Source organism: Erwinia billingiae Eb661, from assembly GCF_000196615.1.
Lineage (GTDB): Bacteria > Pseudomonadota > Gammaproteobacteria > Enterobacterales > Enterobacteriaceae > Erwinia > Erwinia billingiae.
Window position 1 is genome coordinate 453,076 of record NC_014306.1, and the last position, 23,816, is coordinate 476,891.

The following is a 23,816-nucleotide window of genomic DNA, read 5'->3' on the forward strand; positions in this document are numbered from 1 at the left end:
TACCTCAAACGAAGGAGATGTTATGCAACTTTCGCCTTATTTATATTTTTCGGGAAACTGTGAAGAGGCTATCGCTTTTTATCAGCAGGCTACGGGAGCCGAACTGACGGTTAAAATGAACTGGGGTGACGTGCCTGCGGAGAAAAAACAGCAGCCACAGAAACAGAACAGCCCAGGCGCTAAACAGCCAGCGGATGATAAAATCATGCACGCGCTGCTGCATATTGGCGACGGCGAGCTGCAAATGAGCGACAGCGCGGAAGCGGTAAGCTACAACGGTTTTGCCGTTAGCCTGTCGAGCAACGATCCTGCCGAAGGCAAACGTTGGTATGATAATCTATCCGCTGGCGGTAAGGTCACGCTGGAATGGGAAGAAACCTTCTGGGCGGCCGGTTTCGGTACGCTGATCGATAAGTTCGGCGTGCCGTGGCGCATTAACGTAAACAAACCCGCTACTGACTGATTTTCAGCCGATCCAGCGTGGCAAGCAGCGCGTCGACCTTCGGCAGCAGCTGCTTTCTGCGCGGCCAGACGATAAACAGCGGCAGACCTTCTACCGCCAGCTCTGGCAGGATCCGCACCAGCGCACCGCTGGCTAACTCTTTTTCCATCAGCCAGGTCGCCATCTGCGCCACGCCGAGTCCGGCTACCACGGCGGCGACCTGAGCTTCGCCATCCCCCAACGCCATCCGATAAGGCAGGGTTCGGGTTATCGTTCGTCCATCTGGCGAGCGGATATGCCACGGACTGGTGCTGCCATCTACCCGATCGTAAACAATGGCTCGCCTTTCGGTCAGCGCCTGCAAAGAATCAGGCACGCCGTGCTGCGCCAGATAGTCCGGCGAAGCGCAAAAGATCAGCCTTTCATTACCCAAAAAGCGGTAGCCCAGCGAGGGCGGAAAATCTGGCGAGCCGCCAATACGTATCGCGATATCCACGCCTTCCTCAAACAGATCGACAAAGCGATCGGAAAAAGAGAGGGCAATCTGCATCTCCGGGTTCTGCTGGCAAAATTCGTTGATTAGCGGCATCACCTGCATCCGGCCAAAGGTGTTGGGTACGGCAATCCGCAGTCGTCCGACCGGAATGGCGCGCTGGGCGGCCAGTACGGATTCCGCTTCCGCCAGCTCGCTCAGCACACGCGTACAGGTTTCATAAAAGGCCTGACCGGCATCGGTCAGCGCCAGCCGGCGGGTGGTGCGTTCAAACAGCCGCGAGCCGAGCCGCGCTTCAAGCCGTGCCACGCTTTTACTGATCGCCGAGCTGGTCAGATGCAGCGAGTCGGCGGCGGCAGTAAAGCTACCGTGCTCCACGCTGGCGACAAAGGGGGTGATATCTTTAAGACGATCCCGGCTGGCCATGATTTATGACTCACATTCTCAAATAGTATGAATTTATACCTGTAATAAGATTTAAATTCTCTATTAAGCTTATCGCAATAGTAATCAAGAGGAAAAATTATGCAACAACGTGCACTTATTGTCGGCGTCAGTGGCGTCATTGGAACCGCGCTGGCGGAACAACTCACCGGTGACGGCTGGCAGGTTTACGGCCTGTCCCGTGGACGCACCGCGGTGCCAGCGGGTTGCACCGCGCTGACTGCCGATCTCACCGACAAAGCCTCGGTAGAAAAGGCGCTGCAAGGCGTCACCGTGGATAAGGTCTTTTTCAGCGTCTGGGCGCGTCAGGCCAACGAGAAAGAGAACATCCGCGTCAACAGCGCCATGGTTCGCAACGTGATTGACGCGCTGGGCGACAGCCTGAAAGGCGGCCACGTCGGGCTGGTCACCGGCCTTAAGCATTACCTCGGCCCGTTTGATGCCTACGGTAAAGGCGCAGTGCCGATGACGCCGTTCCGTGAAGAGCAGGGCCGTCAGCCGGTAGATAATTTCTATTACGCGCAGGAAGACGAAGTGTTCGCTGGTGCGGAAAAATATGGCTACAGCTGGAGCGTGCATCGCCCGCACACCATCATCGGCTTCGCGCTGGGCAATGCGATGAATATGGGCCAGACGCTGGCCGTCTACGCCAGCCTGTGCAAGCAGACCGGCCAGCCGTTTGTCTTCCCAGGATCCAAAGCGCAGTGGGAAGGCGTCACCGATATGACCGACGCGCATATTCTCGCCCAGCAGCTCGAATGGGCCGCCACCACGCCGTCGGCGCAGGATCAGGACTATAACGTGGTGAATGGCGACGTGTTCCGCTGGAAGTGGATGTGGGGCGAAATCGCCCACTACTTCGACATTGAGGCCGCGCCGTTCCCGGACGACGTGCAGCCGCTGGATGGCCGTATGGACGCGGCTCCCGCCGAGTGGCAGGCGCTGGCGAAGCAGTTCAACCTGAAGGAAGCGGATATCAGCAAGCTGGTGTCCTGGTGGCATACCGATGCCGATCTGGGCCGTCCGATGGAAGTGTTTACCGACATCAGCAAGAGCCGTAAAGCGGGCTTCACCGGCTATCAGTCCACGCGTGACGCCTTTTTCGCGCTGTTCGACAAGCTGAAAGCGGAAAAGCTGATCCCTTCCTGATTTCGGTTTTCAGCAACGACTGTTTCCTGTGGAAAACAATGCAGTGTTAAAGTGTTTTATTGTTGCCTGAATGGCGGTTTGACGTCAGGATGGTTGCAACAGGCCAGTGCAGGGTTAGCCAGCCGTGCTACCTTGAAATACTGACCGACACACTTTAACCCTCTACGTTATACAGGTGCGACCATGAGCAATAAGACTATCCATTGGAACGGCGGCTTACAGCCAGAAGCAGTTAAGGTTTTGTCTGCTGACGGCGGCATGATCGTCTGCCCGACCAAAGTGGGCTACATCATCATGACCTCCGATGCCAAAGGGCTGGAGCGTAAATTTGATGCCAAGCAGCGCAACCGCAACAAACCGGGCGTGGTGCTGTGTGGTTCTCTGGAGCAGTTGAAAGAGCTGGCGCAGCTGAACCCGGAAATTGAATCGCTGTATCAGCAGCACTGGGATCAGGACGTGCTGTTGGGCTGCATCCTGCCGTGGAAAGAAGACGCAGTTGCACGCATTCCGGAAGACGGTTCCAAAGACCTGATGATGGATCGTCGTCAGACCAGCTGCTTCGTGATCAAATTCGGAACCCCTGGCGAAAACCTGGCGAAAGAGCTGTGGGAAAACCACGGTAAATTCTCCTTCGCCAGCTCCGCTAACCCGTCAGGCAAAGGCAACCGTGGCCTGGTTGAAGGGATCGGCGAGCGTATCGAATCGCAGGCTGACCTAATTATTGAAGCCAACGACTACGTGAAATCTATCCAGCCGAACGAGTCTGAGAAAACCCGTTACGAGCAGGGTGTGATGGTGGCGATGGTGGATGAGCAGGGCAAACTGGTGCCAGAGCAGAAAGGCGAGCGCAACATCACGCCATGCCCAATCCTGATCCGTAAAGGTCTGGATGTGGATAAAATTATGTCGATGCTGTCTGACACCTTTACCACCTGGGATTACCGTCACGGTAATTACTACTAAGCATGCTGAGGGCGGACGCTGTTCCGCCCTTTATTTTATCCGTAACGCCTGCTGCAAATCCTCGATAAATACCCTGACCCGCGGTGAAATCAAACTGTCGGCTTTGGTCAGGATCCACGACTGATAGACGTCCATTTCCCATTCCGCTAACACCCGACTGAGCTTGCCCTCTTTCACCGCTTCCTGCGCGACGTATTCCGGCAAATAGGCAATGCCGCTGTTGGCGATGGCGGAATTCAGCAGCGCGGTGCTGTTATTAGCGCGAAAACGGCTACGCACTTCGATATCCAGCTTTTGCTTCTCTTTACGGAACGGCAGCGAGATGGTGTGGGCCGGCCCACGAAACAGGATAAAGTCATGGCGCGGTAAATCGTCTGGCTGGGTGATGGGCGGGAAGCGTTGCAGATAGTCCGGCGCGGCAAACAGGCCCCAGCCGATGTCCATCAACGGCGTGCAGTGGGCATGCTCCGGCGGCTCGCGGCGGATGACTATCGCCAGATCGACATTGTCATCGACCAGGTTAACCGGGCGATCGGTCAGATCCAGATCGACGCTGACATGCAGGTTATTGGCGACAAACTGATTGAGCACCGGCACGATGCACTGACAGCCAAAGGTGACGGGCGCCACCACGCGCAGGCTGCCGGTCGGCTCTTCGTGATACTGGCGGATAAAGAGCCCGGCACTTTTAACTTCGCTGAGGATGCGCGCGCAGTAGTGATACCAGGTCATGCCGACATCGGTCACCACGATTTTACGGGTGGTGCGTTGCAGCAGTTTGGTGCCCAGCCGGACTTCCAGCGCGGAGATCTCTTTGCTCACCGAGGATTTGGATAATCCCAGCAGTTTGGCCGCTTCGGTATAGCTCAGCGTCTCCACCACTTTGGCGAAGATCACCATCCCCTGCAGGTTTTCTACGTCGCTCATCGCCGGTCCGGCTCCTGAAAATTCTCAGCCTGGAAAGGGTCGCAGGCGGGGAATAAAGGGGTGTGATAATCAGGGGCGCTAGCTTAATGGTTGGGCAGGGGGAAGTAAATCGTCACGGCAGGAGAGCAGCAGGGGCGGAGCCTGAGCTCCGCCCGCCGGTTAGCGAACTTTCTTCACCAGCACCGGGATTTTACGCAGGTTGTTAGCCAGAAACAGGCCGCCGATCAGCATCACCGCCACAAAGGCGGAAACGCCCATCCAGCCCCAGTTGTGCCAGAACACGCCACCGAGCGTACCGGCGACGCTGGAGCCGAGGTAATAGAAGAACAGGTACAGCGACGACGCCTGTCCTCTGGCGCGGCGCGCGCGGTGTCCTACCCAGCTGCTGGCCACCGAATGCGCGGCAAAAAAGCCGGCGGCAAACAGCATCAGTCCCGGCAATACCAGCAACAGCGTGGTGAACTGGGTGGCTAACAAGCCGACCAGCATCAGGCTGAGTGAACCCATCAGCACCACGCCACGGCCATATTTCACCGTCATCATTCCCGCACGCGGCGAGCTGTAGGTGCCGGTCAGATACACTACCGACAGCAGTCCGACCACCGTCTGGCTTAACGAGAACGGCGCGGCCATAAAGCGATAGCTGACGTAGTTAAACAGCGTGACAAAGCTGCCCATCAGGATAAACCCGACGATAAACAGCATCGGCAGCCCCATGTCGCGCCACTGGAACATAAAGTTGACCAGCAGCTTATGCGGCCGCAGCGAGCAGGCGCGGAAATGCTGCGAGGGCGGCAACAGGCGGAAGAACAGGCCGGCCGCCGCCAGCGCAAAGAGCCCGACCACAAACAGCGATACGTTCCACGAGAAGTGATCCGCCAGCATCCCGGTCGACAGTCGGCCGACCAGCCCGCCAATCGAGTTGCCGCTGATATACAGCCCCATCGAGAAGGAGAGGAACACCGGGTGCAGCTCCTCGCTCAGCCAGGTCATCGCCACCGCCGCCACGCCGCTGAGGGCCAGGCCGGTCAGCGCACGCATCGCCAGTACGCCTTCCCAGCTGCTCATGGTGGCGCAGATAAGCGTGAAGAACGCCGCCAGCAGCAGCGAAATCGACATCACCGATTTGCGCCCGATGGCATCCGACAACGGCCCGGTGACCAGCAATCCCAATGCCATCATCGCCGTGGTGACGGAAAGTGACAGGCTGCTCTGTGCCGGCGTCAGATGAAAACTCTGCGAGAACACCGGCAGAATGGGCTGAACGCAATACAACACCGCAAACGTCGAAAGCCCGGCACAAAATAGCGCCAGCGTGGCGTGGGTAAAACGCCGGGTTCCACGGGTAATATAGGTTTTATTTATGGGAGCGGATGTATCAAGGGGGGAAACTAAACTGTCATCCTCATCAGAGAGGCTTTCCGAGTGCAACGCTGCGGATTTATTTACTACCGGTGCCACGAGAGTTCCTTAATTAATCATTTAAAGGTCTGGTTTGCTATCAGATAAACTTATTTTTACCAGGCGTGGCAAGGGCTGCGCGACGATCTGGTGCGCACAGTATTCGGCGGTTTAAATATAATGTAAATGGTAAAACCAATTATTTTTTATAAATGTAAATTTTCAGTTAATTTAATTTCAAAACTGGATAAATAAACATCATTTTAACGGTTTGGCTTAAGTGCAGGGCTGGCGGGCTTGCGAACAACGGCGATATGGAATGCTCGCTTTTCAATTACTGTAAATTAATATGCAGAATAATCTTAAGTAACCGCGTACGGTTATTTTTTGAAATATCTTCTCATCGTCGGTAATAAGTTCAATGGGTTGCGTTGTGAGACTGGGGTACTATACTGAGGGCTTGTTTCTGAAATTCAGCGCAATCATTGTCGATATCAATTGGCACAGGAGGTTTCTATCACTTTTAACCAAAATGACCTAATCATTGACAATAATCAGACTGACTACGAAGCCTATTATCACGATTACGAGGCGGGTCTGGAATCGGTCGTTGAACCGCAACCGGAGTCGATTCGTGGTCTGCCCGCATCGGACATCCTGACGCCTTCCGATCGGTATCAGGAGCTGTTTGAAGCCGTGCAAACGTCGCGGATATTTACCGACAGCAAAACGTTTGCCGACTGTGCGCCCAAAATTGAACCTGAAAGAATTCTGTACCGCTATTTTATGCAGCGTGAGCGCGAGGATTTTAATTTACTGGCGTTCGTGCTGGAGAATTTTGACCTGCCAAAAGTCCATGACAGCCGCTATGTTTCGGACCCCAATAAATCGATGGGCGAGCATATCGACGCGCTGTGGCCGGTGTTAACCCGTAAGCCGGAGAAGCACTCGGAGTTCTCTTCGCTGCTGCCGTTACCGCAGCCTTACGTGGTGCCGGGCGGACGATTTGGTGAGACCTACTACTGGGATTCCTACTTCAGCATGCTGGGCTTTGCCGCCAGCGGTCGCACCGATCTGCTGAAAAATATGGCGGATAACTTTGCCTGGATGATCGACACCTACGGGCATATCCCTAACGGCAACCGCACCTATTACCTCAGCCGCTCCCAGCCGCCGGTGTTTGCGATGATGGTCGAGCTGTTCGAAAAGGACGGCGTGCACGAAGCGCAGCGCTATCTGAAGCACCTCAAGCGCGAATACGAATTCTGGATGGACGGTGAAGCGTCGCTGACGCCGAACGAAGCCTATCGCCACGTGGTGATGCTGTCGGATGGCTCGGTGCTCAACCGCTATTGGGACGATCGTGATACGCCGCGCGACGAGTCGTGGATTGAAGATGTGGAAACGGCGAGAAACTCTTCGCGTCCGTCGAACGAAGTGTACCGCGACCTGCGTGCCGGTGCGGCGTCCGGCTGGGACTTCTCATCGCGCTGGCTCAGCGAGCCTGGCCGTCTGGAGAGCATCCAGACCACCAGCATCGTGCCGGTGGATCTGAACGCCTTCCTTTATAAGCTGGAAACCACCATTGCGCGGTTGTCGGCCAGTAAAAACGACCATGCCACGGCCGAGCTGTTCCAGCAGAAAGCGGTGCGCCGCCGGGAAATCCTCGACAGATATCTGTGGGATGCCGAAGCGGGTCTGTATCGCGACTACAACTGGCGTGACCGTGAGAAAGGCGCGTTTTCTGCCGCGTCGGTAACGCCGCTGTTTGTCGGTATGGCGAGCCTCGATCAGGCCACGCACACCGCAGCGGCCATCCGCTCGCATCTGCTGGCGCCGGGCGGGGTGCTGTCAACGGTGGAAGAGACCGGCGAGCAGTGGGACAAGCCTAACGGCTGGGCGCCAATGCAGTGGATGGCGATCAAAGGCCTGAATAACTACGGCGAAGAGCTGCTGGCGAAAGAGATTGCTACCCGCTGGCTGCAGATTGTCGGCGCCACCTACCATCGTCATCACAAGATGGTCGAAAAATATAACGTGGCCGGACGCGCGCCGGTGCTGGCGGGCGGCGGTGAGTATCCGCTGCAGGACGGTTTCGGCTGGACCAACGGCGTCACGCGCCGCCTGCTGGAGATGTATCCGGATGCCGCACCCAAACGCTAATCCGCGTTGTCACTGAATCAGAGCCTTCTTATGAAGGCTCTTTTTTTTGCGCAGCGCCTGTTCACAGCGAAGAAAAAATCCCCACTTTGCGCAATAAATCATGGTATGAAAGAGGATAACCGCTTTTTTATTAACCCTTTTTGCTTTTTTGGGAGCCTGCATGAAAAAAATCGCCCTGTCTGCGCTGGTATTGCTCGCCTGCGCCAGTTCAACCGCTTTTGCTGCCGAGTCGCTGCGCTTCGGCGTCGATCCCACTTTCCCGCCGTTTGAGTCCAAAGCGCCCGATGGCAGCCTGCAGGGCTTTGACATTGAAATGGGCAACGCCATTTGCCATCAGATGAAGGTGAAGTGCGTGTGGGTGCAGACCGGCTACGACGGCATTATTCCGGCGCTGCAGGCGCGTAAATTCGATGCGATCCTCTCGGCGATGGCGATGACCGACAAACGCCGCCAGCAGGTTGCCTTCACCGATATGCTTTACAACACGCCAAGCGCGCTGGTGACCAAGAAGGACAGCGGCCTGAAACCCGATGCGGAGTCGCTGAAAGGCAAGTCAGTGGGCGTCGCGCAGGGCACCACCCAGGAAACCTATGCCAAAGCCGTCTGGGCGGGCACCGGCATCAACGTGGTGTCGTATCCTAACCAGGAAGAGATCTGGCCCGATCTGGCGTCAGGACGGGTAGATGCGACGCTGACCAGCGCCGCCTCAGCGGAAACCGGCTTCCTGAAGTCGCCACAGGGCAAGGATTACCAGATCAGCGGCGATACCCTGTATGACAAAAAATACTTCGGCGAAGGCGTGGGGATCGGCCTGCGCAAAGACGATCGGGCGCGGGTTGAGAAGATCAACGCGGCGCTGGCCGAACTGCATAAAAACGGCACCTACGAGCGGCTGGCGAAGAAGTACTTCAGCTTTGACGTCTATCATATTCAGAAGTGAGCCTGATGCGATCCCTACCTGATTACAGCGCGCAGCGGGCGCGCTTTCTTGCCGCCGTGGCGCGGCTGGATGGCCACGTCACCCATTATCCACATCCGCTGAGCGGGCCGAAGGGCGAAGCCTTAAGCACCGATGTGGCGGTGATTGGCGACCCGGCCGCTGACAATTTGCTGCTGATCGTTTCCGGCACCCACGGTGTTGAAGGCTATTACGGATCGGACAGTCAGATTGCCTGGCTGGACGGACTCGACGCTGCAACATTGCCCGCCGGTGTGGCGCTGGTGATGGTGCATCTGATCAATCCGTGGGGCACGGCCCACCTGCGCCGGGTGAACGAAGATAACGCCGATCTTAACCGTAACTTTATCGACTTCGCGGCCGGTGCACCGGATAACGCCGCTTATCGCGATCTGCATGCCGTTTATAGCTGCAAGGATCTGGATGGCGCAGCGCATCAGCAGGCCGATGCGCTGTTGCAGGCCAAACGTGAAGCGCTGGGTTGGGCTGGCGTTAAGCGTATTGTGGAAGCCGGTCAGTATCAGTTTGCCGACGGTATTTTCTTTGGCGGCCAGCAGGCGAGCTGGTCGCATCAGACGCTGAAAACCATCATTTCCCGCCACCTGGCGCAGGCGAAGCGCATCATCAGTTTTGATCTGCACACCGGCGCGGGCGCCTATGGTCATCCGATGCTGATGGCGATTGCCGAACGGGATTATCCTGCGCTCGAACAGGCGCGGGCGATCTTTGGCGAATGGCTGACGGTGCTGATCACCGGCGCCGGACGCGACAGTGAAACCGGCGTCACCGCCACGGCGACCGGCTATCTGTCGCAATTTATGCTGGATCATCTGCCGGAGACGCAGCTGCTGCAGCTGGTGGTAGAGTGCGGCACGCTGGATGGGGAAGAGATGCATCGCCGCCTTCGCGACGATCACTGGCTGCATCTGTATGGCGATCCTGCCAGCGATCGTGGGCAGCAGATCAAGCAGGATCTTTACGACGGTTTCTATCCTTACGATCCTGACTGGCAGGCGCTGATCGCCTTCCGCACCCAGCAGATCTTCGCCCGGGCCTGGAAGGCGTTGTTGAGCAAGTAGCCGATATCAGAGGAGCCGCTGTCCGGCTGTGAGGGCCACCGCATCTTCACCGGCTTTAAACAGCAGTGTGGCATGCGGCCCGTGGCAAAAGGCTTCGCCGTCATGCATCTCAATCCAGTTACCTTCCGGCAGGCCGATCACCTCCAGCTCAGGGGAAAGCACCAGTAACTCGCGGATACGCTGTTCACGGGTTTCCCCCTGATGGCCGGTCGGTAATGCATTGGTGAAATGCGGATTGATCTGCCGTGGGAAAAGATTTAACGCGTCGAAGCCACCCGGATCGACAATCGGCATATCGTTGGTGGTGCGAATGGTCGGGCACGCCAGATTCGCGCCGGCACTCCAGCCAATATATTGCGCGCCTTTCTTCACCGCGGCCGCAATCGGTTTTAGCAGCCCGCGCATGCGGCACTCTTTCAGCAGGTTAAAGGTGTTGCCGCCGCCGACCATAATCGCGTCGGCACTGGCAATCGCCGCCAGCGGATCGGCAAGGGAATGCACGCCGGTAATCTCCAGCTGCAGGTCGGCTAACGCGTCGCGCACCTTGTTGGTATAGGCATCCCAGCTTTGGGTTACGCCCGCAAAGGGAATAAACACCACCGACTGTCCGGGTGTCAGATCGCGGCCGATCAGCGGCTTAGCGGCGCCAAGAAAACCGGAGCCCGGTAAGGTGGAATTACTCAGTAACAGCAGTTTCATCATCGCTCCTTTTACAACAGATTACGCAACAGGTCCGCCAGCAGCTGATTCGATAAAATCACCGGCAGATCGACGCGGCGTTTACAGATTGCCTGGTGCCAGCCAGTGTAGCCCATGCAATCGGTCAGGATAATCTCAGCCCCCCGATCGGCCAGCGATCGGGCGGCGGCGGCAACCTCCTCTTCCGTCGCCGTATAGGGTGACGCCACGGCAAATACCGGCGGACGGGTAGCGTTATGCCACTTCTGTTGCTCGCTGGCAATTTGCGAGGCCAGCGGCACCAGGATCCCCGCCTGACGATCGCCGACCAGCGCATTCAGCGTCGGCGGCATAATCCGGTCGGGTTCAATCAGCCAGGCGCCATCACCGTGCAGTCCATGAAATTCACCGGTGCACAGCAGCACCACCAGCTGACAGCCTGCCGCCGCCAGTTCACTGATTTTTTGCTGCACCGCCAGGCCGACCGCCGCTTTCCCCATCACCACGGCACGACCGTCCAGCAGGCGTGAGGTCAGCACTGCCTCGCCGGGGATCACCGTGAAGCGGCTGGCAATGGTGGCATCGTCCAGCCCGTCCAGCACCCCGGCGTGCAGGCAACTGACGTGGCCAGGCAGAGCCTTATCCAGAATCGGTGTGATGTCACTACGCGGGGCCTGGCCAATGGTCAGCGTGCCAATTTTCGTGATTGCCATCTCAAACCTCCGGCTGACGTTTTTGCAGATGAGCCAACGAGCCATATAGCTTCAGCAGACGCTGATACTCATCCTGATCAAAGAACTGACAGGTGCCGCGTGAGAACTCTTTGGCCACTTCAACGGCAAATTTACAGGCCAGCGCAATATCCACCTCATGGCTGGCTCCGGTGCCACAACCCGGTACCAGACCGACGGCGGTAATCGCCACACCGACCACCGGTGCGCGGGTGGCGATGGACGGCTGCAGGATGCTGTTCAGATGATAAACGCCGTTGCCATAAGGCGTGATGTCCTGGGTGGTGATCGGGAAGGTGACCGGCAGCTGTCCGGTGGTCATCTCCATCACCCGCAGCAGGTCTTCCGACACGCGCAGGATATAGCCTTCTTTCACCGTCGGCGAAATGGCGAAGCCTTTGTGATTGATGATGCGGTTGCCTTTGGTGGTGTCAATGGACAGCACCGCGTCCATCTCATCGGAGACTTCCTGCTCATTCATGTTTTCGGTTTCGACCGGCGAGTCCATAAAGTCCACTGGCTCATGTGGGCGGGTGGGGGCGTCCGGACAGATATGGGTGGTGATAATCACGTCGCCCGGCAGGCTGTCGCCCTGGCGCTGCATTTCGGCCAGCTTCAGTGCCGACGCAACGGCTGCCACCGCGCCATCTGCATCGGAAACCATGCCAATGCGCCCCGGCCGGGCACCAATGCCGCCCAGCCGGCCAACAATGCCCAGCGTGGGTGCCGAGCCGCCCAGGCGTTTACCTTCAAAGCCGGGGATAACGATTTTGATGAAATCGGTTTTGCCCTTCAGGCCGTGAACCTCTTTCACCGTGACCTCCACATTGGCGTATCCCGCCAGCAGTTGCTGCACCTTCTGACCACTGGCCCAGGCGCTGTCCAGTAATTCAAATACCTGTAAAGTCTGATGTAAGCTCATTTTTTCCCTTAAATAGACGAATTATTTTTTGCCGCCAGGCAGAACCGATGTGAAGAAGCTGAACAGCGCATCACCGGCAATCATGCCAGCCGCCAGCACTTCCATTTTGTTACGTGCGGGCTCGCCGCCCATCCGCAGCCATACGGTACGGATCAGGATGCCGATCAGTACTGCCCATCCCGCCATCGGGTTATTGATTAACAGGCCGGTTGCCAGTAATACGCCCATCTGACGGCCTGGGCCGCCCACCAACTGGATCAATGCGCCAGGAATGGCCCAGATCAGCAGGGATTTGGCGATCTCCATCGAGACCCCGGCATTAATGGCCGCCACATACACTTTGGCGACTGGCGGGATCAGCCCTTGCGAGAAGTAGCCTTTGTAAATAAACAGCACCACCGGGATGGCAACCACGAAGGCCAGCATTGCGGCCAGCAATTGTTGACGGCGGCCCGCCAGTTCGAACGCGGTAAATTCGCCTTTACCGCGCAGGATCCAGCCCGCTTTAAGGTCATAGCCCATATCGGCAAAAGCCGGACCGGTGGCAGCCGAAAAGCCGCACAGCATGGCCAGCGCTTCAGGCGGGAAGCCAATCAGAATGCCGACGAGCAGGGTGATCAGCGCCACGGCAAACGCCGGGAACCAGCCGGAATGCATGGCTGCCAGACCAACAATCATCTGATGCAGGAACGCGGCAAAGGCGGAATACAGCATAAAGGCCAGTAGCCATGGCAACGAAAGGTGCAGATACAGGCCGCTGCTCAGCGCAATCAATACCGAAATGACCGCAAACCCCAGCGCACCCAATCGCAGCGTTTTACCGATCTGCGCGTTTTGTGTTTCTGGCAATACGCCCGCTGCGGCGTTCTGCGGTTGAACGTCATGCTTACCGCTGCGCACCAGCTTGACGATTTGGAATAACGCCACGATGCCTGCACCGGCCATCATGCCGTGCGGGATATAGAGTTTGTTGATATCAATATTGAACATCGGCAGCGAATAGCCGCGTAACAGGAAGCCAACGCCGAGCATGCCCAGCGCCCAGACGTTGCCAATAAACGCCGTTCCCAGTGCGGCCATCGGGAATTTGAACCAGGAACCCACCGCACCCATCGCGATACCCACGCCGAGCAGGGCCGCGTGCTTGCCGCCCTGATCGCCCGCTTTGATCGATTCGGCGGCCGCCACGCCCGGTGGCCATGCGCCCTCTGCCGGGAAAATGCGGGTGTTAAACAGACGGTACAGCAGATAGCCGTCGAGCAACATCGCCAGCGCGACGCCGAAAAACATCGGCATTACCATATCCTGACGGCCAAACAGCCACGGGATGGCAACCGGCAGCAGCAGCGAGTTGGCCGCGCCAAAGGTCGCCGCTGAGGTCGCGCTCTGTGCCAGGTTTTGAATATGGATCGAGCGAAACCGCGCAAAACATTGCAGCGGAATACGGGCGATCACCATCGCCACCATCGCGCCAATAATGGCGGTATTTGGCGTGACGCCGAGGGTGGTCAGTAACTGAACCCCGATGATCGCGCCAAACACGCTGAGTGCCAGCAGCAGCAGCAGTGTTGCTGGCGCGAAAGTGCGGGGATGGACCTCATCGTGGGATGAGTTTGAACGTGGTTTCTGACTCACGGTGAATCTCCTGGTATTGGCAAAATTGTTAAGGCTGGTGGCTCACCAGCCGGTCACCTGTTTTCTGGGCGATAAGCAAGGCGGTCTCTTTCAGCAAGGTGGCAATACGCTGCAGCTCTTCTGGCTGGGCCAGCGTTTGGGGGAAGGACAGGCAAAACGCCACCGCTTCATGGGTGGTGGGATCGCCAATGGCGCAACTGACCGACGCCGTCTCGGCCACCGACTCATTCACCGCAGTGGCAAAACCGGCGTCGCGGGCAACGGCAATCGCCGCGGTCAATTTTTCAATGCTGTGATCGGTGCCGATCAGCTGGGTCTGGACCTGAGGACTGGTTAAGAAGGCCTGCAGCTGGGGTTCGCTGAGACGGGCCAGCAGGGCTCTACCGGTTGAAGTGCCCCAGGCCGGGGATCGTGAACCCGGCCAGGTCACCACTGGCAGCGTCTGGCGACCGTGAATGACTCTGAGCACCAGGATTTCCTGGTTATCCAGCATCGAGATATAGCCGGTGTATCCCGTCTGTTCGCATAACGATCGCAACGCGTTATCGACGAGTTCACTGAGCGGCGCGGCGCGATTCACCAGATGTGAAGCGGACAGGATCAGCGGACCGGGCAGGAACAGGCCTCTTGCTTCGTCTTTTTCGACATAGCCATAAGATTCCAGCTGATTCATCACTCGGGAGGCCGTGCTCTTGGGCATGCCGAGATGGCTGATCACGTCATTGATACGGATTCCGCTTTGCAGCGATACCATCAATTTAAGAATGCTGGCGGTAGTTTCCAGAATGGACATGGCGAGGTCTCATAAAATGGGATTGTGTTCCACTTAATGAGATTGCAAAATGAGTGCCAAAAATAAGCTATTGATTTTGAATAGTTCAGCTGGCCGGCGTTTCAGGCGTGCGTTGAATTGGGGCGCAAGATCGGTGCAGAAAGACAGCAGAAGGGCAGTCAGGCGCGTGGCGATATGCATCGCGCCGGACTGTTCCGACGTTTAAAGGCGGCCGTAAAAGGTCATGCGGGCGGTTTCGGACAGGGCAATATCGGGCTGGGCATTGTAGGCCAGCACCACCAACATCCGGCTGGTATCGCCTTCGGTTGGCGTGACGCGGTGCAGCGCATTGCGGCCGCGGAACAGCACCAGGTCGCCGGGATTAATCGCCAGCTTCTCGACCGGCTGCTGCTGGTGCAGCACCTTTTCCACACCCTCGAAATTCATCTCGCCCGCTTCAGCATTGCGCAGATTGCTAACGTACTCAAACACGCCGCCGCCCTGCGGTTTCTGGATCAGCAGGGTGATGGCAAACGACGAGTTATCGAAGTGCCAGCCCAGTTCCTGGCCGGTGTGGGCATAGTGCAGATTGATAGAGGAAAGGGAATCCGCATAGGGATATAGCTGCTGCTCCCCCAGCACGCTGCACAGAAACGCTTTAAATGCCTCGGCGTTATACAGCATGCGCAAAGGGGAGTGCTCGGGCACCTGATCATCCGTGATGCAGCCTTTGGACGAGACAATCTGATGGTTGCGCGGATGATCGGCCGCATAGGCGTCATCCGGCACTTTCAAATAAACGTTGTGCTTGCTGGCGGTATAAAACGCCAGATGCTGCTGCGCTTCACCCTCCTGGCGTATGGCATCCAGCGCGTCGGCAGTCAGAAAATTTCGCAGGACCAGCGCACCGCTGTCGTCCAGCGACGCTTTGCAACTGGCAAGGTATTCGGCATCCATAATCGGATGGGAGGACAAATTGATAATCGGGGCCAGCTGGGTCATCACACGCTCATCGTCATCAGCTATCAGGATTTCTTACTCTACTGCCAGTTGGTCTTGCTCACCAGATATTCGCCGGGCCGATTGGCTGGTTTGTGGTTAACTGACTAAAGTTAAAAGCTAAATTGTGATCAACATCCAACAGGAGCCACGAATGCGAATTGGACTAGTGGGATACGGCACTGGCGGTCAGAACTTTCATGCACCGTTTATTACCGCGGCAAAAGGCGTGGAGCTGGTGGGGATCGTCGCCAGAGCACCGGCCACCATTGCCCGCGTGAAGGCGGATTTTCCGGATGTCCCGATCTATCCAAGCCTGACCGCGATGCTGGACGCGGGCGTGGATATCGTCACCATCACCACCCCCCCGCAAACCCGCCGTGAACTGGTGCTGGAAGCGATTGAGGCGGGCGTGGCGGTGATTGCCGATAAGCCGTTTGCGCCGGATGCCGCCACCGGACGCGAACTGGCCGCCGCCGCGAAAGCGAAAGGCGTGGTGTTGGGCATTTATCATAATCGCCGCTTTGACGCAGATATCCTGACGCTGCGGGATGTGCTGGAACAGCAGCGCGTCGGCAAGCTGTGGCGGCTGCATAACCGCATGGATCTTGACGATCCCCATACCCTGGAAGGCGGCGAAACCGGCGGCCTGCTGCGTGATATGGGTAGCCACCTGGTCGATCAGGCGGTGTGGCTGCTTGGGCCGGTGAAATCGGTGCTGGCACAGACGGATAGGGTTGACCGCCCGGAAGGCCAGACCGATGCCAGCTTTGTCATCACCCTGACGCACACCAGCGGCGTGCATTCGCATATCTCATCCAGCAAGCTGAATCACCTGGCCGCGCGCGATATCCGTGCCTATGGCGACCAGGGCAGTTACGTCTCCAACGGCACGGACGTGCAGGCCAACGCCATCTTTGCCGGAAAGCGGCCGGCCGACGATCTGCAAGGTTGGGGTTATGAAGAGCAGGCGCTGTGGGGAACGCTGCGCACGGCGGCGGGTGAAGAACGCGTGCCGTCCGCTCAGGGCTGCTATCACGCCTATTACGAAGCTTTCGCCAGGGCCGTGCGGGAAGGGACCGCACCTCCTGTCACGCCCGAGCAGGCGATTATGACCCTGGAAGTGCTGGATGCGGCGTTACTGAGCGCCAAAGAAGGGCGGCTGGTGACGCTGGAATAAGCGCCTCAGCGGTCTGTATGAGCGACTGGCCCGATGCCTCTGACGATGCCGGGGCATCAGCGGCCCGTCAGTAAAGGCAACAGGCCGCCTTCCTGAAGCAGTGTTTCCAGTGGGGCGAACAGCGGCTGCGGCAATTCATCGGCGGAAAACCATTCCCATCCGGCACACTTGTCAGGTTCACAGCGCTGCGGCGTGCCGCGAACGTCTTCCGTCAGCATAAAAAGCGTAACGTAGTGTTTCTTCTCGGCGATAAAAAAGTCGTTAGTGAACGCGACCTTAGCCAGTTTTCCCACCACCAAACCCGTCTCTTCCAGCACTTCCCGGCGCGCACACGCCTCTGGCGTTTCGCCAAATTCCAGGTGTCCGCCGGGCGCTGACCAGCTGTCTGCACCATGGCTTCCCCTGCGTCGGCCCAGTAACAGCCTGCCTTCCCGCACAATCAGTACGCCTACGCCAATTTTTGGCTGGGTCATTTCTGTCTCCTTCGAGGGCCGGGTGAATCCGCCATTGTTAGCTTAATGGATTCAGCTGGTGAGTTTTATGTATTGGGTTTGTTATCAGCGCTGCTTAATAATTCCCTTGGTTTACAAAGCATTTACAAGTGTGGGGTTATAACGTGAAATGGATCACACTTTATCAACAAGGATGATCACGATGTTATCGCGCAGACAATTTATGACTTCCGGTGCGGCCCTGCTGGGGTTTGCCGTGCTTCGCCCCGCGCTCTCGTGGGCTGCCACGCCTGCGTCCAGCTCCGACAGCGCACAGTTTCTGGCCATTTCGCAGCTGCTGACCGGTAAAGCGTCGCTCAGCTCACTGGTCGCGCAGCGGGCGTTGAACGGGCTGACCGAAGAGGATAGCCAGTTTCCGCAGAAGCTGCAAAAGCTCGCGGCGGCGCTGAACGCGGCAGGGATCACTTCGGCAGATGCGCTTAATGGCCACGCCATTATGGCCGATGCCAATACCGGTGCGACGGCAAAGAAAATCGTCTCGGCATGGTATCTGGGCTTTACCGGCACGCCAGTAAGCCTGCGGGCGGTGGATAACACCCGCTTTGTCACCTACACCGACGCCTTGATGTACGCACCGACGCTCGATGCCACGGTGATCCCGACCTATTCCCGGGGCCATACCAATTACTGGACACAGCCGCCAGCGACCCTGAAAAACGACTAATTTTTCCCAATTTATGTGAGCACACCATGGACAAGCAATTTGATGCCGACGTGATTGTCGTCGGGTCCGGCGCGTTGGGCAGTAATGCCGCGACGACGCTCGCCCGCGCGGGTAAATCCGTGATTATTCTTGAAGCCGGTGAGAAGATCCCGCGATGGAAAATCGTCGAGAATTTCCGTAACTCTTCCAAAAAAGGCAACTACAACTCGCCGTATCCCAACGAGCCCTGGGCCCATCACTCCTACGACGAGCAGTACATTGAAAACGTCGGCTCTTTTGATTTCCGCCCGGGAATGTTGAAGTTAGTCGGCGGCACCACCTGGCACTGGGCATCCGCCTGCTGGCGCTATCTGCCGAACGATATGAAGCTGAAAACCCTGTATGGCGTTGGCCGCGACTGGCCGATGGAGTACAGCGAGCTGGAACCTTTTTACCAGAAAGCCGAAGAGGCGCTGGGCGTCTGCGGCAGCGATACCGACGATCAGAGCGGTCAGGCTGGCGGCGCATTCCCACCGCGATCCAAACCCTATCCGATGGAGCCAGAAGGCGAAACCTATCTGTTCCAGCGCCTGAAAGCGCGCCTCAGCCCGTCAGGCTATCACTTTATCCATGAGCCAAACGCCCGTGCGACGCGTCCTTACGACGGTCGTCCGGCCTGCAGCGGCAACAACAACTGTATGCCGGTCTGCCCTATCGGCTCGATGTACAGCGGCGATAAGCACGCGCAGCACGCGGAAGATGCCGGTGCGAAGCTGATGACCGATTCCACCGCGTGGAAGCTGGAAAAAGGCAGCGACGGCAAGATTGTCGCGGTGCACGTGCGCAGCTCCAAAGGGGTGGATACCCGACTGACCGCCAAATACTTTATCGTTGCCGCGCATGGCCTGGAAACGCCAAAACTGCTGCTGATTTCTGATGTGGCCAACAGTTCCGATCAGGTCGGCCGTAACCTGATGGACCACACCGGGATGGGCCTGCAATTCCTCGCTGACGAACCGATGTGGCCTGGCCGTGGTGCGGTTCAGCAGGGCGGGATTTTTAACTACCGCGACGGGGATTTCCGTAAAAATCACGCGGCGATCAAGCATGCCGTGTCCAACAACGTGCCGAATATGGCGGTGGCACAGCGTCTGATCGGCCAGGGTGTGATTGGCAGCGAGCTGGATAAACAGATCCGCCATCAGGCCGCGCGCTGGGTCGATATTTCAACGGTGTTCGAAATCCTGCCGCACGCGACCAATACCGTGCGTCCAAGTACCACCCGTAAAGATGCGCTCGGCATTCCGATGCTGACGGTGAATTACGAGGTGGATGACTATGTGAAGGCCGGCAAGAAGGTGGTGGATGCCGACTACAAAAAGTTCGTCAGCCTGATGGGCGGTGAAGTGATAGAAGACAATACCGGCTGGCAGAACCGTGACCACCTGATGGGCACGGTGATCATGGGTGACAATGCGAAAGATTCGGTGGTGAATCACGAGTGCCGGAGCTGGGATCACAGCAACCTGTTCCTGGCGACAACCGGCGTTATCCCGGCTTCCGGGGTGATTAACCCCACGCTGACCGGCGTCGCGCTGAGTATTCGTCTGGCCGAAATTATTGAGCGGGAGATCTGATCATGAAACTGTCTGGATCTTATTCTCTGCTGAAAAGCGCCGTGCTGGTGGGCGGCCTGCTGGCCTCTGCCGCCGCGCTGGCGGACAGCGCGGCCGATGAATCGGCATTAATTAAACGCGGTGAATACACCGCCGTGGCCGCTGACTGCGGTGCCTGTCACCGTCAGACCAAAGAAGACGGTGCGCCCTTTGCCGGTGGCTATGCCATCGACTCGCCGATGGGGCGGATTATTGCCAGTAATATCACGCCATCAAAGCAGTACGGCATTGGCAACTACAGCGAGCAGCAGTTTGCGGATGCGGTGCGCAAAGGCGTCGCAGCCGATGGCAGTAACCTCTATCCGGCGATGCCTTACACGGCTTACGGCGCGATGAGCGACGAGGATATTCACGCGCTTTACACCTACTTTATGAAAGGGGTGAAGCCGGCGGATATTCCGGCGGAAGCGAAAACTGACCTGAGCTTCCCGTTCAACGTTCGCCAGATTATGTGGGGCTGGAACCTGCTGTATCGCAACGATAAACCGTTTGAAAAACAGGCGGGCGCGTCCGATCAATTGAATCGCGGTAAGTATCTGGTGGATGTGCTGGCGCACTGCAGCACCTGCCATACGCCGCGCAATATGATGATGGCCGAAAAAGGCGACCAGGTGCTGGCGGGCAGCCCGCTGGGAAGCTGGTATGCGCCGAACATCACCCCGGACAAAAGTGGCATTGGCGACTGGAGTCAGGATGATATCGTCACCTACCTGAAAACCGGGCATCTTGCCGGCAAAGCGCAGGCCGCCGGGCCGATGGGCGAAGCGGTGGAACACAGCTTCCAGCATATGAACGATGACGATCTGCAGGCGATTGCAGCATGGATGAAACAGGTCCCGGCGATCGCCACACCGTCCGCACCTGCGGCAACCCAGCCGGTGAAAGCGACCGATATTAATCAGGTGATCGGCGGGCAGGGCGATCAGGCGTCGCTGGCCGACAGCCGCAGCACCGATGGCGCGGAGCTTTACAGTGGCGCCTGTGCCAGCTGTCACGGTCGCGCAGGCGAGGGCACGAAGGATAACTTCTATCCGTCACTGACCCACAACAGCGCGGTCTCGGGTCAGACGGCCAGCAACCTGGTGATGACCATCGTCGACGGGATCCACCGTAAAAGCAGTGACAGCGATGTCGGCATGCCGGCCTTCGGTCAGCAGTTGGACAATGCGCAAATTGCGTCCGTCACCAACTACGTTCGCAGCCACTTTGCCAATATCGACTCGCAGGTGACGGCTGAGCAGGTGAAAACCCTGCGTGCCGGTGGCGATGCGCCGTTTATCGTGCGGTACGTCAACGTGTTGATGGCGGTTGGCGGCGGGGTTGCGCTGCTGGTGCTGTTTGCGTTGTATCGCCTGGTAAGCAAAAGAAAACGCCGTTAACGGCGAGGCGTCCCCTGCGCGGTCTGGCGGGGGACGCGTTACGCTTTTTCAACGTCGCCGGCATACTGGCGGCGATGATCCATAATCTGTTGCAGGTTCATCTCAATCCAGTCTGCCAGCCCGATCACCTGGCCCCGCACTTCATGTCCGCTGGGCGAAAGGCGGTACTCAACGTGTGGCGGAATAACGTCATAGGCTATACGCTCTACAAAGCCATCCTCTTCCATAAATCGTAACGTTTGCGACAGCATGCGTTCACTGATGCCGCCGATTTTTCTTCTCAGTTCGCTAAAGCGCAGCGTGTCATCCTGCAAGGCGACGAGGATCAGCAGGCTCCAGCGGCTGGTTAGCCGTTTCAGCACGTCGCGTGAGGGGCAGTTGGCATCGAACAGTTCACCCCGGCGAAACTTTTCGCTGAGCGAGTCACAGGCCACATCTTGATTTTTTTTCACACTAACATTCCTGTAAGTACTTACTTTTGATTAGTGTATGGCATAGGCTGGTTGGGTGAAAGCGATTTCGGCGGCAGCGGCCGCCACACCTTATTAAAATCCACAGGAGATGATCATGATTGCTGTTACCGGTGCGACGGGCCAACTGGGCCGCTTAGTGATTGATGCTTTACTGAAGAAAGTGCCTGCCGCGGAAATTATTGCCGCCGTGCGTTCGCCAGAAAAGGCGGCGGATCTGGCGGCGTTGGGCGTGCAGCTGCGCAAGGCCGACTATGCCAAACCCGAAACCCTGGCCAGTGCCTTCAGTGGCGTGGAAAAAGTGCTGCTGATCTCGTCCAGCGAAGTCGGCGCGCGTGAGGCGCAGCATAAAGCGGTGATCGCCGCGGCGAAAGAGGCGGGCGTGTCTCTGCTGGCCTACACCAGCTTGCTGCATGCGGACACCAGCCCGCTGGGACTGGCAACGGAACACCGGGCCACCGAGCAGGCGTTGATCGCCTCTGGCGTGCCTTACGCCATCTTGCGTAACGGCTGGTATACCGAAAACTATGCCGCCAGCATTGCGCCGGCCATCACGCACGGCGCATTTATTGGCGCAGCAGCCGAAGGCAAGATTGCCTCCGCCAGCCGCAAGGATTATGCCGAAGCCGCTGCTGCGGTGCTGGCTGGCAATGAGGCTGCGGGTCAGATTTATGAGCTGTCTGGCGATACCGCTTACACCCTGGCGGAATTCACTGCGGAGATTGCCCGCCAGAGCGGCAAAGAGATCCAGTATATCGATATGCCACAGGCCGATTTCTCCGCCGCGCTGAAGGGCGCAGGCCTGCCGGACTGGCTGGCAGAGATGCTGGCGGATTCTGATGCCGCAGCGGCGAAAGGCGGTCTGTTTGATGACAGCCACACCCTGAGCAAACTGACCGGACACCCGACCACCCCATGGCAGGATGTGGTCAAAGCGTTCGTGACTAAAGGCTGATGATTACGGGAGAGTCTGACTCTCCCGTGCTTCTTTATGCTGGCTGGCATGGAATCGCCACAACACCGGCACCACCATCAACGCGATACCCGCCGCGCCACAGAAAATCCCACTGCGATTGCCAGGCATCAGCTCCATAAAAGAAGAGCAGAACTGCCCGGAAAAAATCGCCATCGACAGGTAAGCCAGATTTTGTCCCCGGCGACTGACCGGACTGTGCTCAACCACCAGATGATTGACCAGCGGCACCGACAGACCAAATCCGCATCCCATCAGAATGCCTGCGGCGATCAAGCCACCGGGATCGGAAGAAAATGCCAGCAGCAGATGCGCGGCAGCATAGGCCAGAAACGCCAGATACAGCGTCGTAAACTCTCCAAGCCCTTTGACCGCGCGCGGCATCAGCCAGGCGGCAACCACCGCCATCAGCGAAATAAATGCCAGGTAATAACCCGTTTGCGCTTCGTTATAGCCCAGACCATGCAGCTGGAGAGGCAGCACGATCACCGCGGTGAAAAAGCACACCATCGAAAAGAAGGCGGCAAGATAAACCGGGATCAGTCGGGAGGTCGCTGGCGCGTCGGCCTCTTCCAGAACCGACTGATAACGGCTTTCATCCGGGCGGGGCACAAAGATCAGCAGCATCAGTAAAAACAGCCAGGCAAACAGATACAGACTGAATGGCCAGCGCCAGCCTGCCGTGGCCAGCAGCCCGCCAAAGAACAGGAAAATCACCCCACCCAGCTCAATCGACATGCCCTGACGCGCAATCATCTTCAGCCGCTGTTCGCCGCTAAAGAAGCTGGAAAGCAGCCCGGTTCCGGCTGACATCACCAGCGCCGTTGCGCCGCCTAACAGAAAACGGTCGGCAAACAGCACCGCCGGATGCGCCAGGAACGCCCCGGCGGTGCCTAACGCGCCGTAGCTGAGCAGACCCACCATCAGCGAGCGATACAGCCCTTTACTTTCAATGATTTTGGCGGCAATCGGCCCAAACATCACCACGCCCAACGAGGGCAGGGTGATCAGCCAGCTCGCCTGCCCGCTAATGCCCAAATGGGCGGCAACGGAAGGCAATCCTGGGACAATCACACAACCGACCATAATGGTCAGACAGGCGATAGCCAGCAGCGTAAACACCCCGGCGGTAGAAATCTGCTTCATGGTCTTCTCCATAATAAAAACGTCCGCACCGTCCGAATAGTGGACAGTGTGTCCGTATAGTGGTATAAGTGTCGTGGGAGC

The 23,816-nt window shown here is 57.7% G+C and carries 23 protein-coding genes; 11 read left to right on the top strand and 12 right to left on the bottom strand.

The genetic code is table 11. The annotated features are described in order from the left end of the window. Positions 1–22 precede the first annotated feature (22 nt). Positions 23–463: a VOC family metalloprotein YjdN gene (yjdN, locus tag EBC_RS03415; RefSeq protein ID WP_013200415.1), complete on the top strand. Its 441-nt coding sequence runs from the start codon at positions 23–25 to the stop codon at positions 461–463. Here yjdN and EBC_RS03420 read toward each other — a convergent pair. Beyond that, positions 453–1,364, bottom strand: coding sequence for a LysR family transcriptional regulator (locus EBC_RS03420; RefSeq protein ID WP_157868048.1), 912 nt, complete (start codon positions 1,362–1,364; stop codon positions 453–455). The two genes, yjdN and EBC_RS03420, sit on opposite strands and share 11 nt — an antisense overlap. 96 nt (positions 1,365–1,460) lie before the next feature. Between EBC_RS03420 and EBC_RS03425 the strand changes: the two genes are divergently transcribed. Then, on the top strand, positions 1,461–2,528 hold the full coding sequence (locus EBC_RS03425; protein ID WP_013200417.1) for an SDR family oxidoreductase: 1,068 nt from the start codon (positions 1,461–1,463) through the stop codon (positions 2,526–2,528). 183 nt (positions 2,529–2,711) lie between these two features. Beyond that, a complete protein-coding gene (locus EBC_RS03430; protein ID WP_013200418.1) occupies positions 2,712–3,491 on the top strand; it encodes an L-threonylcarbamoyladenylate synthase in 780 nt (259 codons plus the stop codon). A 30-nt stretch (positions 3,492–3,521) separates the two neighbouring features. Here the strand turns inward: EBC_RS03430 and EBC_RS03435 are convergent, their stop codons facing one another. Both EBC_RS03435 and EBC_RS03440 read right to left on the bottom strand, forming a co-directional pair. Beyond that, on the bottom strand, positions 3,522–4,418 hold the full coding sequence (locus EBC_RS03435; RefSeq protein WP_013200419.1) for a LysR family transcriptional regulator: 897 nt from the start codon (positions 4,416–4,418) through the stop codon (positions 3,522–3,524). A 159-nt stretch (positions 4,419–4,577) separates the two neighbouring features. Further along, positions 4,578–5,879, bottom strand: coding sequence for an MFS transporter (locus EBC_RS03440; protein ID WP_013200420.1), 1,302 nt, complete (start codon positions 5,877–5,879; stop codon positions 4,578–4,580). Positions 5,880–6,335: 456 nt separating this feature from the next. On the opposite strand from EBC_RS03440, the gene EBC_RS03445 reads away from it, so the two are divergent. From EBC_RS03445 to EBC_RS03455, 3 genes are all read left to right on the top strand, one after another. After that, positions 6,336–7,982, top strand: coding sequence for an alpha,alpha-trehalase (locus EBC_RS03445; RefSeq protein ID WP_041692193.1), 1,647 nt, complete (start codon positions 6,336–6,338; stop codon positions 7,980–7,982). 160 nt (positions 7,983–8,142) lie between these two features. Beyond that, on the top strand, positions 8,143–8,922 hold the full coding sequence (locus EBC_RS03450) for an ABC transporter substrate-binding protein (protein ID WP_013200422.1): 780 nt from the start codon (positions 8,143–8,145) through the stop codon (positions 8,920–8,922). Positions 8,923–8,927: 5 nt separating this feature from the next. Next, complete coding sequence (locus EBC_RS03455; RefSeq protein ID WP_013200423.1) at positions 8,928–10,019, top strand: DUF2817 domain-containing protein; 1,092 nt, start codon at positions 8,928–8,930, stop codon at positions 10,017–10,019. Between the two features lie 6 nt (positions 10,020–10,025). On the opposite strand, the gene pepE is transcribed toward EBC_RS03455, so the two are convergent. The 6 genes from pepE to EBC_RS03485 form a co-directional block, all read right to left on the bottom strand. Continuing rightward, the gene (gene pepE / locus EBC_RS03460) at positions 10,026–10,718 is read right to left on the bottom strand and encodes a dipeptidase PepE (protein WP_013200424.1); all 693 of its coding nucleotides are present in this window, start codon (positions 10,716–10,718) and stop codon (positions 10,026–10,028) included. A gap of 11 nt (positions 10,719–10,729) precedes the next feature. Next, the gene (locus EBC_RS03465) at positions 10,730–11,410 is read right to left on the bottom strand and encodes an AroM family protein (RefSeq protein WP_013200425.1); all 681 of its coding nucleotides are present in this window, start codon (positions 11,408–11,410) and stop codon (positions 10,730–10,732) included. Position 11,411: 1 nt separating this feature from the next. Continuing rightward, on the bottom strand, positions 11,412–12,350 hold the full coding sequence (locus tag EBC_RS03470; protein WP_013200426.1) for a DUF1177 domain-containing protein: 939 nt from the start codon (positions 12,348–12,350) through the stop codon (positions 11,412–11,414). Between the two features lie 21 nt (positions 12,351–12,371). Continuing rightward, positions 12,372–13,985: an OPT/YSL family transporter gene (locus EBC_RS03475; protein WP_013200427.1), complete on the bottom strand. Its 1,614-nt coding sequence runs from the start codon at positions 13,983–13,985 to the stop codon at positions 12,372–12,374. A gap of 28 nt (positions 13,986–14,013) precedes the next feature. Then, positions 14,014–14,778, bottom strand: a complete 765-nt coding sequence (locus EBC_RS03480) for an IclR family transcriptional regulator (protein ID WP_013200428.1) — start codon at positions 14,776–14,778, stop codon at positions 14,014–14,016. 201 nt (positions 14,779–14,979) lie between these two features. Continuing rightward, positions 14,980–15,759, bottom strand: coding sequence for a HalD/BesD family halogenase (locus EBC_RS03485; RefSeq protein WP_013200429.1), 780 nt, complete (start codon positions 15,757–15,759; stop codon positions 14,980–14,982). 151 nt (positions 15,760–15,910) lie between these two features. On the opposite strand from EBC_RS03485, the gene EBC_RS03490 reads away from it, so the two are divergent. Beyond that, entirely contained in the window at positions 15,911–16,936 is a 1,026-nt protein-coding gene (locus EBC_RS03490; protein WP_013200430.1) for a Gfo/Idh/MocA family protein, read from the top strand. Between the two features lie 56 nt (positions 16,937–16,992). On the opposite strand, the gene EBC_RS03495 is transcribed toward EBC_RS03490, so the two are convergent. Beyond that, on the bottom strand, positions 16,993–17,409 hold the full coding sequence (locus tag EBC_RS03495; RefSeq protein ID WP_013200431.1) for a nucleotide triphosphate diphosphatase NUDT15: 417 nt from the start codon (positions 17,407–17,409) through the stop codon (positions 16,993–16,995). A gap of 181 nt (positions 17,410–17,590) precedes the next feature. On the opposite strand from EBC_RS03495, the gene EBC_RS03500 reads away from it, so the two are divergent. From EBC_RS03500 to EBC_RS03510, 3 genes are read left to right on the top strand one after another with little or no spacing between them, the layout of a single operon-like run. Next, positions 17,591–18,112 carry a sugar dehydrogenase complex small subunit gene (locus tag EBC_RS03500; RefSeq protein WP_013200432.1) on the top strand — a complete coding sequence of 174 codons (522 nt, stop codon included), beginning with the start codon at positions 17,591–17,593 and terminating at the stop codon, positions 18,110–18,112. Positions 18,113–18,138: 26 nt separating this feature from the next. Next, on the top strand, positions 18,139–19,728 hold the full coding sequence (locus EBC_RS03505; protein ID WP_013200433.1) for a GMC family oxidoreductase: 1,590 nt from the start codon (positions 18,139–18,141) through the stop codon (positions 19,726–19,728). A 2-nt stretch (positions 19,729–19,730) separates the two neighbouring features. After that, a complete protein-coding gene (locus tag EBC_RS03510) occupies positions 19,731–21,146 on the top strand; it encodes a c-type cytochrome (protein ID WP_013200434.1) in 1,416 nt (471 codons plus the stop codon). 38 nt (positions 21,147–21,184) lie between these two features. Here the strand turns inward: EBC_RS03510 and EBC_RS03515 are convergent, their stop codons facing one another. After that, positions 21,185–21,598 carry a winged helix-turn-helix transcriptional regulator gene (locus EBC_RS03515; protein WP_013200435.1) on the bottom strand — a complete coding sequence of 138 codons (414 nt, stop codon included), beginning with the start codon at positions 21,596–21,598 and terminating at the stop codon, positions 21,185–21,187. 115 nt (positions 21,599–21,713) lie between these two features. On the opposite strand from EBC_RS03515, the gene EBC_RS03520 reads away from it, so the two are divergent. Next, entirely contained in the window at positions 21,714–22,571 is an 858-nt protein-coding gene (locus tag EBC_RS03520) for an SDR family oxidoreductase (protein ID WP_013200436.1), read from the top strand. 3 nt (positions 22,572–22,574) lie between these two features. On the opposite strand, the gene EBC_RS03525 is transcribed toward EBC_RS03520, so the two are convergent. Further along, positions 22,575–23,735 carry an MFS transporter gene (locus EBC_RS03525; protein ID WP_013200437.1) on the bottom strand — a complete coding sequence of 387 codons (1,161 nt, stop codon included), beginning with the start codon at positions 23,733–23,735 and terminating at the stop codon, positions 22,575–22,577. Positions 23,736–23,816 lie beyond the last annotated feature (81 nt).

Bases quoted from the DNA above. Each gene is read 5' to 3' on its own strand.
- EBC_RS03510 (WP_013200434.1), top strand. From the start codon at position 19,731: ATGAAACTGTCTGGATCTTATTCTCTGCTGAAAAGCGCCGTGCTGGTG.
- EBC_RS03485 (WP_013200429.1), bottom strand. From the start codon at position 15,759: ATGACCCAGCTGGCCCCGATTATCAATTTGTCCTCCCATCCGATTATG.
- EBC_RS03430 (WP_013200418.1), top strand. From the start codon at position 2,712: ATGAGCAATAAGACTATCCATTGGAACGGCGGCTTACAGCCAGAAGCA.
- EBC_RS03470 (WP_013200426.1), bottom strand. From the start codon at position 12,350: ATGAGCTTACATCAGACTTTACAGGTATTTGAATTACTGGACAGCGCC.
- EBC_RS03435 (WP_013200419.1), bottom strand. From the start codon at position 4,418: ATGAGCGACGTAGAAAACCTGCAGGGGATGGTGATCTTCGCCAAAGTG.
- EBC_RS03490 (WP_013200430.1), top strand. From the start codon at position 15,911: ATGCGAATTGGACTAGTGGGATACGGCACTGGCGGTCAGAACTTTCAT.
- EBC_RS03525 (WP_013200437.1), bottom strand. From the start codon at position 23,735: ATGAAGCAGATTTCTACCGCCGGGGTGTTTACGCTGCTGGCTATCGCC.
- pepE (WP_013200424.1), bottom strand. From the start codon at position 10,718: ATGAAACTGCTGTTACTGAGTAATTCCACCTTACCGGGCTCCGGTTTT.
- EBC_RS03425 (WP_013200417.1), top strand. From the start codon at position 1,461: ATGCAACAACGTGCACTTATTGTCGGCGTCAGTGGCGTCATTGGAACC.
- EBC_RS03495 (WP_013200431.1), bottom strand. From the start codon at position 17,409: ATGACCCAGCCAAAAATTGGCGTAGGCGTACTGATTGTGCGGGAAGGC.
- EBC_RS03465 (WP_013200425.1), bottom strand. From the start codon at position 11,410: ATGGCAATCACGAAAATTGGCACGCTGACCATTGGCCAGGCCCCGCGT.
- EBC_RS03505 (WP_013200433.1), top strand. From the start codon at position 18,139: ATGGACAAGCAATTTGATGCCGACGTGATTGTCGTCGGGTCCGGCGCG.
- EBC_RS03520 (WP_013200436.1), top strand. From the start codon at position 21,714: ATGATTGCTGTTACCGGTGCGACGGGCCAACTGGGCCGCTTAGTGATT.
- EBC_RS03450 (WP_013200422.1), top strand. From the start codon at position 8,143: ATGAAAAAAATCGCCCTGTCTGCGCTGGTATTGCTCGCCTGCGCCAGT.
- EBC_RS03480 (WP_013200428.1), bottom strand. From the start codon at position 14,778: ATGTCCATTCTGGAAACTACCGCCAGCATTCTTAAATTGATGGTATCG.
- yjdN (WP_013200415.1), top strand. From the start codon at position 23: ATGCAACTTTCGCCTTATTTATATTTTTCGGGAAACTGTGAAGAGGCT.
- EBC_RS03455 (WP_013200423.1), top strand. From the start codon at position 8,928: ATGCGATCCCTACCTGATTACAGCGCGCAGCGGGCGCGCTTTCTTGCC.
- EBC_RS03500 (WP_013200432.1), top strand. From the start codon at position 17,591: ATGTTATCGCGCAGACAATTTATGACTTCCGGTGCGGCCCTGCTGGGG.